Here is an 11917-nt window from a genome sequence, read left to right as displayed (position 1 = left end):
ACAAAAGGGCCGGCAAAAGCCGGCCCTTTCGGCAGGTTTGTGAAAGCGTCAGATGATGACGACCTTGGTGCCGACCCTGACGCGGCTGTAGAGGTCCATGACGTGCTCGTTGATCATGCGGAAGCAGCCATTGGAAGCGCTGGTTCCGATCGACTGCGGCGCGATGGTGCCGTGGATGCGCAGATGCGTGTCCTTCTTGCCGTCGTAGAGATAGATGGCGCGGGCGCCGAGCGGGTTCTGGCCGCCGCCGGGCATGCCGTCCTTGTACTGGCCGTAATGCTTGGGTTCGCGCTTCTGCATGTCGAGCGTCGGGATCCAGCGCGGCCATTCCTGCTTGTCGCCAACGGCAACCTTGCCCTTGAACTGCAGGCCTTCGCGGCCGACCGCGATCGCATAGCGGCGGGCGGTGAAAGCCGATTCGACGAGGTAGAGGCGGCGCGCGCTGGTATCGATGACGATCGTACCCGGCTCATAGCCGCTGAATTCGACGTCCTGCGGCACGAATTCCGGCTTCACCTTGAACTGCTTCTTGGCTTGCCGCTTGGCGAGAGCCTGGTCGAGCGCGCGCGTTTCGGGGAGATAGGCAATCGACGAGGCAGAGGACGTGCCGCCGAACAGGCCGGCGAACAGTCCGCCACTCGTCGGCTTCTGGCCCGGGGCCTCGCTGCGCAATTCGCCATTGTTGCCGGTCAGCGCGATATTCATCGCTTCGGCCGGAAGCGGTTCAGCCGATTCGATCGGCTCGATCGGCGCGATCGGGTCAACCGGAGCGATGATCTTGGTGGTCTTCTTGCCTGGCTTGGCGTCGGCAACCACGACCGGCTTGCCCTTGCTTGCCAGGAACGCCTGGCGCTGGGCATCGGCCCTGGCTTTCGCCGCATCGCGCATCGCCAGCTTGCGGGCCTCGAGCGCCTTGACGCGGGCGAGATCCCTGTCGGCGGCGATCTTGTCTTCGAGCTTGCTGATCTGAGCCAGATCATCCGGGCTCGGGTTTTTCTTCTTCTTGAGAAGCTTCAGCTGCGTCGCATCGCTCTTGGCGGCGACGTTGATGACAGCGGTTTTGCCAACCGCCTGCGGTGAGGTCATTGCCGGAGTGCCGGCGAAGACCGCGGAGCTCATGCCGAATACGGCACAAAACCCCATGAAAATGAAGCTGCGAAGCTGCATGGCGAAGATCCGATCGTTCAATGCTTGTTGCCCACGGCGTCGCCCGGCGCCCCCCAAGGGCGCAGAAAGTGCCGCCGGCAATCTATAATCGAAGTGGCGTACGGGCCTCAAGCACGGGGTGCGGTCGAATCTTCGTGATCGTGTGCCATTTGCCGCGACTGTGTTGAAACAACAACAGATCGCGGCATCTGACGCTACCGACTACTGGTTCGGAACCTGCGGTGTCACCGGCAAGGTAACGCCATTGGTAGCCGGCGGCGTAGCCGAATCGGTTGCAGGTGGCGTCGCCGGAGATGGAGCCGTCGCCGGGGCCGTGGTGGCGGGCGGCGTGGTGGCGGCGCCGTTGGCCGCGGGCGCGGCCGGTGCGGTGTTGCCCGAAGGCGGCGTCGGCGCCGTCGTGCCGGGCAACTGATTGAGCACGCCGTTGCCGCTGTCGGCCGGCACGCGGTCGAGAATGTCGATCGGTTTTTCGCCATAGCGGGCAACGATCGAGAGTGTCAGCGACGTCACGAAGAAGGCCGCGGCCAGGATCGCCGTCGCCCGCGTCAGCGCATTGGCGGCGCCACGCGCGGTCATGAAACCGGAACCGCCGCCAATGCCGAGACCACCGCCTTCGGAGCGTTGCAGCAGCACCACGCCGACAAGGGCGAGCACGACCATGAGGTGGATGACGATCAGTACGGTTTCCATATTTTATCCTGGCAAGCCCTGCCGCTCCCTGGCGATCAGGGCCGGTGATTTGGAGGCGGCTCCATACAATGCTTTAACGGCCTTTCCAAGCCCGTGGCCAGAATATGGGAAGCAATGCGCCCTTTGCAAAGATTTCCGCCGAACTGCTGCGTTCATAAGTCGATGACCGAAATTCCGGGGCCTACGCGATATTCTGGTATGCCTCGGCGATGGCGAGAAAGTCGGACGCCTTCAGGCTGGCGCCGCCAACCAGCGCGCCATCGACGTTTTTGACGCCCAGCAGTTCGACTGCGTTGGACGCCTTGACCGAGCCGCCATAGAGAATGCGCATCTTGCCGGCCACGACTGCGCCGAGCGCTTCCGCCAGTTTTTGGCGGATATGTGCGTGCGCCTCCGCCACGTCTTCGGCGGTCGGCGTCAGGCCGGTGCCGATAGCCCATACCGGCTCGTAGGCGATAACGGTGTTGGCGGGCGTTGCGCTCGGTGGCACCGAGCCGGCGACCTGCCGCGACAACACGTCGAGTGCTGTGCCCGCTTCGCGCTCCGCCTTGGTCTCGCCGATGCAGATAATGGCGACGAGCCCTGCCCGCCACGCCGCCGAGGCCTTGGCGAGGACGATGGCATCGTCCTCGCTGCGCTGTTCGCGGCACTCGGAATGGCCGACAATGACGTGGCTGGCGCCCGCATCCTTCAGCATCTCGGCTGAGACACAGCCGGTGAAGGCGCCGCTTTCCTTGATGTGGCAGTCCTCGCCACCGGCCCGCACCGGCGTGCGCGACAGGATTTCGACGGCGCGCGACAGCAAGGTCGCCGGCACGCAGACCAATGCTTCGGTCTCTGCGTCGAGCCCGCTCATGAAGCCGTTGCCGATCATCCTGAGCTCGTTCAGCGAAGCGCTGGTGCCGTTCATTTTCCAGTTGCCGGCAACGAGCGGTCGAATTCCTGGCGTCATGGGGATCTGGTTCTCCGGGCGACATTGGGGTCTCGCCCTCCCTATCAAAATCAGGCCACAAAGCAATCGACAGTGAGCCGGAAGGGCGCTATTGCGCTTGTTTCAGACTCGGGCGCACGCAAAACTGCGCAAAAATCGGAAGTAACAATGCTTGGTATATTAAGAAGCGCGGCAGGGACCTGGGTCGCGAAAGCCCTGCTGTCGCTGCTGGTGTTGAGTTTCCTTGCCTGGGGCGTCACCACGCGGATGACGGGCGGCTTCCTGGCCGGCCATCATGCGGTGATCACCGCCGGCAGCACCACCGTGTCGATCACCGAGTACCGCCTAGCCTACGATCGCCAGATCGCCATGCTGCAACAGCAGATCGGCCAGCGCATCAGCCGCGACCAGGCCAAGGCCTATGGCATCGACAACCAGGTGCTGGCTCAGTTGGTGTCCGGCGCCGTCCTCGACGAACAGGCGCGCAAGCTCGGGCTTGGCTTCTCCAAGGACAGGCTGGCCGATCTGACGCGGCAGGAACCCGCCTTCCAGGGCCCGAATGGCCAGTTCGACCGCCGGCTGTTCGAATCCCGCCTGCGCGAACTGGGAATGCGGCCGGAGGATTATCTGAAGAACCGGGCTCAGGTGGCGGTGCGTCAGCAGATCGTCGAAGCGGTTTCGGACGGCCTCAAGGCTCCGGACACCTTCTTCAAGGCAGTTGCGCTCTATCGGGGCGAAGACCGCACCATCGACTATCTGATCTTGCCAAAGGCGTTGGTGGAGCCCATCGAGGCGCCATCCGACAGCGTGCTTCAGGCTTATTTCGAGGCCAACAAGAAAACCTACGCGGCGCCAGAATACCGCAAATTCTCCTATGTCCGGCTCGAGCCCGAAGACATCATGGATGTCAGCGCCGTAACGGACCAGCAGGTCAGCGACGACTACAACAAGAACAAGGGCCGCTACACCACGCCGGAAATGCGCACCATCGAACAGCTGGTGTTCCCTTCCGCGGACGCCGCCAAGGCGGCTTCCGATTCGCTGAAGACGGGCGCCACTTTCGACAAGATCGTCACCGCGCAGGGCAAGACCCCGGCCGACACGCTGCTCGGCACGCTCTCCAAGGATAAGATCACCGACAAGGCGGTCGCCGATGCCGCATTCGCGCTTGCCGTCAACGAAGTCAGCCCGGCCGTCCAGGGCGCGTTCGGTCCGGTGCTTTTGCGCGTCACCGAGATCAAACCGGAAACGGTGAAGCCGCTGGCGGAAGTGTCAGACCAGATCCGAAAGGATCTGGCGCTCGGCGAAGCAAGCCGCATCCTGCTCGACGTGCACGACAACTACGAAGACACCCGCGCCGCCGGCAGCACGCTGGCCGAAGCCGCCGCCAAACTGAAGCTCAAGGACGTCACCGTCGAGGCCATAGACCGCACCGGCCTCAAGCCGGACGGCACCATCATCAAGGACCTGCCGGCATCGCCGGACCTGATCAAGGCGGTGTTCGAGGCCGAGCCCAACACCGAGAATCAAGCCCTGACCACGCCTAACAACGGCTTCGTGTTCTATGAACTGACATCGATCACGCCGGCTCGCGACCGCACGCTGGACGAAGTCCGCCAGCGCGTGGTGGCGGACTGGACGACAGAGGAAACGACCAAGCGGCTGACCGCGAAAGCAGACGAACTCGACAAGCGCCTCAAGGCTGGCACCACACTCGACGTCATCGCCGGCGAACTGAAGCTTGAAAAGCAGACCAAGCGCGGCGTGAAGCGCGAGGCCGACGATGTCGATTTCGGCAAGGAGGGTGCTGCTGCGATGTTCGGGGTCGGCGAAGGCGGCACCGGGCTGATCCCCTCGCCCACCGGCGACGGCCAGATCCTGTTCAAGGTCGCCGAAGTGTTCGAGCCGGCCGGAGCCGACGCCAGCTCGGTACCCGACGATGCGCAAAAATCCTTCACGCAAGGCATGTCCGACGATCTGCTCGACCAGCTGGTGGCGCAGTTGCAGACGCAGTACGCCGTCAGCGTCGACCAGGCCGCCGTTTCCCAAGCCCTCGCCCAATGAATGGCCTTAGCCCAATGAACGTCTTGGCCCAATGAGCGCCCTGAAGACCCATATCGCCAAGGTCGCCACGGGAACCGGGCTTACCTTCGAGGAAGCGCGCGAAGCTTTCGACATCATCATGTCTGGCGACGCGACGCCGGGCCAGATCGGCGGCTTCCTGATGGCGTTGCGCGTGCGCGGGGAGACCGTGAGCGAGATTTCCGGCGCCGTCGCCACCATGCGTGCCAAGATGCTGCGCGTCGAAGCTCCTGAGGGCGCCATCGACATTGTCGGCACGGGCGGCGACAATTCGCATTCAGTCAACATCTCGACCGCTTCGGCCTTCGTCATTGCCGGCTGCGGCGTGCCGGTCGCCAAGCACGGCAATCGCGGCCTGTCGTCGCTGACGGGCGCTGCCGATGTGCTGGTCGCGCTCGGCGTCAAGATCGATATCCTGCCAGAGGTGATCGGCCGCTGCATCCAGGAGGCCGGCGTCGGCTTCATGTTCGCGCCGGCGCACCACCCTGCGATGAAGCATGTCGGCCCGACCCGCGTCGAGCTCGGCACGCGTACCATCTTCAACCTGCTCGGACCGCTGTCCAATCCGGCTGGCGTCAGCAGGCAGATGGTCGGCGTGTTCCTGCCGGAATGGATCGTGCCGGTGGCCGAGACATTGAAGGCGTTGGGCACCGAGCATGCCTGGGTGGTCCATGGGGATGGCTATGACGAAATCACCACCACCGGCGAAACGCAGGTGGCGGAACTGGCCGGCGGCGAGATCCGCCATTTCACGCTCACCCCGGAAGCCGTCGGCCTGCAGCGCCACACCAAGGACGAGTTGCGCGGCGGCGACGCCGCCTACAATGCCACGGCGTTGCGCGACATGCTGAGAGGTGCTGCCGGGGCCTATCGCGATACGGTGCTGATGAACGCCGGCGCCGGCATGGTGGTGGCCGGCAAGGCGACGACGCTTGCCGACGGCATGGCCGCGGCCACACAGGCCATCGACAGCGGCCGGGCGCTGGGCGTGCTCGACAGGCTGGTCGAGATTTCGAACGGATGAGCCGTGGCTGACATTCTGCGCAAGATCGAGGCCTACAAGCGCGACGAGATCGCGGCGGCGAAGGCGCGGATACCGTTGGCCGAGATCAAGGCGCGAGCCAAGGATGCCGACGCACCGCGTGGCTTTCGGAGGGCACTTGAGGCGAAGCGCAGATCGGGCAGCTTCGGCCTGATCGCCGAGATCAAAAAGGCAAGCCCATCCAAAGGCTTGATCCGTGCCGATTTCGACCCGCCCGCACTGGCGCAGGCCTATGAGAAAGGCGGTGCCGCCTGTCTTTCGGTGCTGACCGATGCGCCATCCTTCCAGGGCGCGCCGGAATTTCTCACCAATGCACGGAAGGCAGTGTCCCTGCCCGCGCTGCGCAAGGATTTCCTGTTCGACCCTTACCAGGTCTACGAGGCTCGCGCATGGGGCGCCGATGCCATCCTGATCATCATGGCCAGCGTCGATGATGCCTTGGCGAGCGAATTGGAAGCGACCGCGTTCGAACTCGGCATGGACGCGCTGATCGAGGTGCATGACGAGGCCGAGACGCAGCGCGCGGTAAAACTCTCGTCGCAGCTGATCGGCATCAACAACCGCAATCTCAGAACATTCGAGACCAGCCTCGAGACCTCGGAACGGCTGGCATCGATGGTGCCGGGCGGCCGATTGCTGGTCAGCGAGAGCGGAATTTTCACCCACGACGATTGCTTCAGGATGCAAAAGACCGGCATCAGCACCTTCCTCGTCGGCGAGAGCCTGATGCGGCAAGAGGATGTCGCTGCGGCAACGCGGCTGCTTTTGACAGGCAAGGCGAAAGCAGAGGCCATCTGAGGATGGCAGCCGCCCTCACCCATCTCGGCGCCAAGGGCGAGGCCAACATGGTCGATGTCGGCGAGAAGGCGGAGACGACGCGCACGGCGGTCGCCGAGGGCTTTGTCTCGATGCGGGCCGAAACCCTGAAGATGATCCTCGACGGCGACGCCAAGAAGGGCGATGTGCTGGGTACCGCGCGCATTGCCGGCATCATGGCTGCCAAGAAAACGCATGAGCTGATCCCACTCTGCCATCCGCTGCTTTTGACCAAGGTGTCGGTCGACATCGAACCGGACACCACGCTGCCCGGCCTCAGGGTCACCGCGCTCGCCCGCGTCACCGGCAAGACCGGGGTCGAGATGGAGGCGCTGACCGCGGCATCTGTCGCGTGCCTGACCATTTACGACATGGCCAAGGCGGTCGACCGCGCCATGGTGATTTCCGGTATAAAGCTGGTGGAAAAGACCGGCGGCAAGTCCGGCGACTACAAGGCGGGTTCGTAAATGGCGCTGGTTCCGGTCGCCGAGGCGCTTCAACGCCTACTCGACGGCGCTGTGGCGTTGCCCGGTGAAAGCGTCGCGCTGGCGGATTCGGCCGGCCGGGTGCTGGCGGAGCCGGTCGTGGCGCTGCGTACCCAGCCGCCTTTCAATGCATCTGCCATGGACGGCTATGCCGCACGGGCGCGGGATGTGGCGACCCTCCCGGCGAGGCTTTCGGTGATCGGCAAGGCGCCTGCAGGGCGAGGCTTTGACGGCGCTGTAGGTAAGGCGGAAGCTGTGCGCATCTTCACCGGCGCGCCGCTGCCGGAAGGCGCAGACACCATCGTCATCCAGGAGAATGTCCGCGATCTCGGCGGTGGCCGGATCGAGGTCACCGAACCGACGGCGAAGAACCGTAACATCCGCCGCCTTGGACTGGATTTTGCCCAAGGCGACGTGCTGCTGGAGAAAGGCCGCGTGCTCGATCCGGCTGCATTGTCGCTGGCGGCGTCGGCCAATCATCCCCGGTTGAACGTGGTGCAACGGCCGCTGGTCGCCATCATCGCCACCGGCGACGAATTGCTGCCACCGGGTAGCGAACCTGGCCCCGACCAGATCATCTCGTCCAACGCCTATGGCGTCGCTGCTGTGGCGCAGTCGGTCGGCGCTCGCGCGCTCGATCTCGGTATAGCGGCCGATCGCAAGGAAGCGATCGCGGCGCTGGTGAAAAAGGCGGTCGATGCGAAAGCCGACGTCATCGTCACGCTCGGCGGCGCCTCGGTCGGCGACCATGATCTCGTCCATGACGTGCTGACCGGCGAAGGCATGAACCTCGACTTCTGGAAGCTCGCCATGCGCCCGGGCAAGCCGCTGATGTTCGGGCGGCTGGGCGATATCAGGTGCATCGGCCTGCCCGGCAATCCGGTGGCGAGCCTGGTCTGCTCGCAATTGTTCCTGAAGCCGTTATTGGCGCAGCTCGGCGGCCGTCCCCACCGGCAGGACATCCGCCAGGCTCAGCTTGGCGCCGCGATGCCGGCCAATGATCTAAGGCAAGACTATGTGCGCGCCGTGGTCCGGGAAGAAGCCGGCGCATTGGTGGCGACGCCGTTCGGCATCCAGGATTCCTCGATGCTGAGAATGCTGGCCGACGCCACCGGCCTGATCGTGCGCGAGCCCTTCGCTCCGGCGGCAGAAGCAGGCGCTGCTTGCAGCGTTCTGATGTTGCGCTGAAGGTCGCGGATCCAAGCCGTTAATTCCAAGAGATAAGACTGGTTGTTACTCCGCCAGCAATGTCCGCGTCAGCGGATGTGTCGGATCGGCAAGCCCGTCGACGATGCTGAAATGATGCCGGTCCGGCTCGACCACTGTGCTGGTCGTGGCGCCGAGGCCGATCCAGATGTTGGCAAGCAGCGCATTCTGGCGCAGGAACTCCGCCCGCTCGCCGCCGCCAGCCCAGCAGGTGATGCGCGCGCCCTGCATGGGGCGCAGCAGAACCGGGCTTTCGGCCAGTGCTTCCGCTTCATCGATGGCCAGTGTCGCGTTCATCCTCGTCCGCATGATCGGCCGCAGATCATGAACCCCGGAGATCGAGACGACATTGCGTATGCGGCCGGCCACATCGGCGGCCAGAGGCGTCGTTGTCGTCACCATCCTGGAGGCGAGATGGCCGCCGGCGGAATGCCCGGTCAGGATCACCGGCCCGCCGACCATCGTCGCCGCCTTGCCGATCGCCGCCGCGATTTCCCTGACGATGCCGGAAATGCGTATGTCGGGACAAAGCGTGTAAGTCGGCATTGCCACGGCAAAGCCATTGGCAACCGCGCCGTTGGCCAGATGCGACCATGGCTTGTTGTCGAACGCCTTCCAGTAACCGCCATGGATGAAGACGACGAGCCCTTTGGGCATGACATCGGGAAGGAACAGATCGAGCCTGTTGCGCGGGCTGTCGCTATAGGCGATGTCGAGCTTGGCCCGACCGGACGCCGACATTGTGTCGCGAAAAGCCTGTGCCGGTGTGTCCCACGCGGCCGGCCAGCGATTGCTGCCGGCAATGTTGTCGCCGTTGGCGTAGGCATTGTCCCAATCGGCAACACGATGTTGGAGCATCTGCATCCCTCCCGGATGGCTTCAGTTCAGTCGACAGGAATGGCCGCCGAACAGGGCGGCGTCAATCCTGCGACCTAAAAACATTTTAGGCTTGAAACAAATTTCGACTGGTGCGATCCTGCGCCTTGTTCAGCCATGGGCGCGAGGCAGACAGGGGCAGCCGAAAATGCTTGGGCCATCAGCGCATATCGACACATTCACGCGCGACAACCTGCCGCCGCCGGAGCAATGGCCGGAGTTTTTGCTCGACGGCTTCGACTATCCCGACCACATAAATGCCGGCGTCGAATTGACCGACAGGCTGGTCGAAAAAGGGTTCGGCGACCACACCGCGCTGATCGGCAATGGCCGCCGCCGCACCTACAAGGAACTGTCCGACTGGACCAACAGGCTCGCCCATGCCCTGGTCGAGAATTATGGCGTCAAGCCGGGCAACCGGGTGCTGATCCGCTCGGCCAACAATCCGGCCATGGTCGCCTGCTGGCTGGCCGCCACCAAGGTTGGCGCGGTGGTCGTCAACACCATGCCGATGCTGCGCGCCGGCGAACTCGCCAAGATCGTCGACAAGGCGGAAATCACGGTTGCGCTTTGCGATACAAGGCTGATGGACGAGATGACCGCCTGCGCCAAGGGCAGTGCGTATCTCAAGCAGGTCATTGGCTTCGACGGCACGGCCAACCATGACGCGGAACTCGACCGCGCCGCCCTCGACAAGCCGGTCACCTTCACTGCCGTCAACACCGGCCGCGACGATGTCGCCCTGCTCGGCTTCACCTCCGGCACCACCGGCGTGCCGAAGGCGACGATGCATTTCCACCGCGACCTGCTGATCATCGCCGACGCCTATGCCCGCGAAATCCTGGAGGTGACGCCCGACGACATCTTCGTCGGCTCCCCGCCCCTTGCCTTTACCTTCGGTCTTGGCGGACTCGCCATCTTCCCGCTGCGCTTCGGCGCCGCGGCGACGCTGCTGGAACAGGCGACGCCACCCAACATGATCCACATCATCGAGACCTACAAAGCGACCATTTCCTTCACCGCTCCAACCGCCTATCGGGCCATGCTCAAGGCCATGGATCAAGGCGCTGACTTGTCCTCGCTGCGCGTCGCGGTTTCGGCGGGCGAGACGCTGCCGGCGCCTGTCTTCGAGGAATGGACTGAGAAGACCGGCAAGCCGATCCTCGATGGGATCGGCGCCACCGAGATGCTGCATATCTTCATCTCCAACCGCTTCGACGACATGAAGCCGGCCTCCACCGGCAAACCCGTCGGCGGCTATCAGGCACGCATCGTCGATGACGAGATGCGGGAGTTGCCGCGCGGCTCTACTGGCCGGCTGGCGGTGCGCGGCCCGACCGGCTGCCGCTACATGGCCGATGCCAGGCAAAAGGACTATGTCCGCGACGGCTGGAATCTCACCGGCGATACGTTCACGCAGGACGAGGATGGCTTCTTCCACTTCGCCGCGCGTTCCGACGACATGATCGTCAGCGCCGGCTACAACATCGCCGGCCCCGAGGTCGAAGCGGCGCTGCTCTCGCATCCCGACGTCGCCGAATGCGCGGTGACCGGCGCCGAGGACGGCGAACGCGGCCAGATCGTCGAGGCGCATATCGTGCTTGTGCAAGGCGTTTCGCCGGACGCATTGACCGTCAAACGCCTGCAGGACCACGTCAAGGCAACGATCGCGCCCTACAAATATCCGCGTTCGGTGAAGTTCATCGACGCCTTGCCCAAAACCCAGACCGGCAAGATCCAGCGCTTCCGGTTGCGCGCGGAGAAGATCAATTGATTAAGCCGCACGATCCGGCGTCCGATGGCGCGCAGATGTCGTTCAAGGAGCGGATGTCCTACAGCGACTATCTGCAGCTGGACAAGGTGCTCGATGCGCAGGCGCCGCTGTCTTCTGCCCATGACGAGATGCTGTTCATCATCCAGCATCAGACATCCGAATTGTGGATGAAACTGGCCCTCCACGAGATCGGCGCCGCGATCCGCTCGATCCGCGCCGACCGCCTCGAACCGAGCTTCAAGATGCTGTCGCGTGTCGCGCGCATCTTCGAGCAGCTCAACAATGCCTGGGACGTGCTGCGCACGATGACGCCAAGCGAATACACCGAGTTTCGCGACGCGCTCGGCCAATCCTCGGGCTTCCAGTCGTGGCAGTACCGCGCTATCGAGTTCATGGCCGGCAACCGCAACCTTGCCATGCTCGGGCCGCACAAGCACCGGCCCGACCTTACGGACAGGCTGGAAGCCATCCTGGCCACGCCGTCGCTCTATGACGAGGCGCTTCTGCTTTTGGCGCGCAATGGCTTCGACATCGGCGCCGACGCCAGTCGCACGGACTGGCGCGAGACGCGCGTCGAGAACGAAGAAGTGCTGGCTGCCTGGCAAACCGTCTACCGCGACCCGCAGCGCTACTGGATGCTCTACGAACTGGCCGAGAAGCTGGTCGACTTCGAGGATTATTTCCGCCGCTGGCGCTTCAACCACGTCACCACGGTCGAGCGCATCATCGGCTTGAAGCGCGGCACGGGCGGCACCTCAGGCGCCTCCTATCTGAAGAAGATGCTGGAGGTCGTGCTGTTTCCGGAGCTCTGGACGGTCCGCACCCGGCTCTAGAGCATTTCACCGTTT

11 protein-coding genes are annotated in these 11917 nt (G+C 64.0%); 7 read left to right on the top strand and 4 right to left on the bottom strand.

Going from position 1 to position 11917, the window contains the following annotated elements:
* Window positions 1–48: 48 nt before the first annotated feature.
* From NKH38_RS21885 to tpiA, 3 genes are all read right to left on the bottom strand, one after another.
* On the bottom strand, window positions 49–1167 hold the full coding sequence (locus tag NKH38_RS21885; protein WP_023693456.1) for a L,D-transpeptidase: 1119 nt from the start codon (window positions 1165–1167) through the stop codon (window positions 49–51).
* Window positions 1168–1368: 201 nt separating this feature from the next.
* A complete protein-coding gene (secG, locus tag NKH38_RS21880) occupies window positions 1369–1857 on the bottom strand; it encodes a preprotein translocase subunit SecG (RefSeq protein WP_023693455.1) in 489 nt (162 codons plus the stop codon).
* 181 nt (window positions 1858–2038) lie between these two features.
* Complete coding sequence (tpiA, locus tag NKH38_RS21875; protein ID WP_023819952.1) at window positions 2039–2809, bottom strand: triose-phosphate isomerase; 771 nt, start codon at window positions 2807–2809, stop codon at window positions 2039–2041.
* Between the two features lie 147 nt (window positions 2810–2956).
* Between tpiA and NKH38_RS21870 the strand changes: the two genes are divergently transcribed.
* The 5 genes from NKH38_RS21870 to NKH38_RS21850 are packed head-to-tail and all read left to right on the top strand — an operon-like array spanning window position 2957 to window position 8401.
* The gene (locus NKH38_RS21870; protein WP_352763437.1) at window positions 2957–4852 is read left to right on the top strand and encodes a peptidylprolyl isomerase; all 1896 of its coding nucleotides are present in this window, start codon (window positions 2957–2959) and stop codon (window positions 4850–4852) included.
* A gap of 31 nt (window positions 4853–4883) precedes the next feature.
* Complete coding sequence (trpD, locus tag NKH38_RS21865; protein WP_023684712.1) at window positions 4884–5894, top strand: anthranilate phosphoribosyltransferase; 1011 nt, start codon at window positions 4884–4886, stop codon at window positions 5892–5894.
* Window positions 5895–5897: 3 nt separating this feature from the next.
* On the top strand, window positions 5898–6710 hold the full coding sequence (gene trpC, locus NKH38_RS21860) for an indole-3-glycerol phosphate synthase TrpC (protein ID WP_023684711.1): 813 nt from the start codon (window positions 5898–5900) through the stop codon (window positions 6708–6710).
* Window positions 6711–6712: 2 nt separating this feature from the next.
* A complete protein-coding gene (gene moaC, locus NKH38_RS21855; protein WP_023684710.1) occupies window positions 6713–7195 on the top strand; it encodes a cyclic pyranopterin monophosphate synthase MoaC in 483 nt (160 codons plus the stop codon).
* The gene (locus tag NKH38_RS21850; protein ID WP_023693454.1) at window positions 7196–8401 is read left to right on the top strand and encodes a molybdopterin molybdotransferase MoeA; all 1206 of its coding nucleotides are present in this window, start codon (window positions 7196–7198) and stop codon (window positions 8399–8401) included.
* A 45-nt stretch (window positions 8402–8446) separates the two neighbouring features.
* Here NKH38_RS21850 and NKH38_RS21845 read toward each other — a convergent pair whose 3' ends face one another.
* Entirely contained in the window at window positions 8447–9277 is an 831-nt protein-coding gene (locus tag NKH38_RS21845) for a hormone-sensitive lipase (RefSeq protein WP_352763442.1), read from the bottom strand.
* A 166-nt stretch (window positions 9278–9443) separates the two neighbouring features.
* On the opposite strand from NKH38_RS21845, the gene NKH38_RS21840 reads away from it, so the two are divergent.
* Window positions 9444–11069: an AMP-binding protein gene (locus tag NKH38_RS21840; protein WP_023815759.1), complete on the top strand. Its 1626-nt coding sequence runs from the start codon at window positions 9444–9446 to the stop codon at window positions 11067–11069.
* The gene (gene kynA, locus NKH38_RS21835; RefSeq protein WP_027049448.1) at window positions 11066–11902 is read left to right on the top strand and encodes a tryptophan 2,3-dioxygenase; all 837 of its coding nucleotides are present in this window, start codon (window positions 11066–11068) and stop codon (window positions 11900–11902) included. Before NKH38_RS21840 ends, kynA begins: the two co-directional genes overlap by 4 nt.
* The last annotated feature ends 15 nt before the right edge of the window (window positions 11903–11917 follow it).

The organism is Mesorhizobium sp. M1078 (assembly GCF_040318615.1).
Taxonomy (GTDB): Bacteria; Pseudomonadota; Alphaproteobacteria; order Rhizobiales; family Rhizobiaceae; genus Mesorhizobium.
Note: the sequence above shows the minus strand (reverse complement) of the source record. Positions and strands in the feature narration are given on the sequence as shown.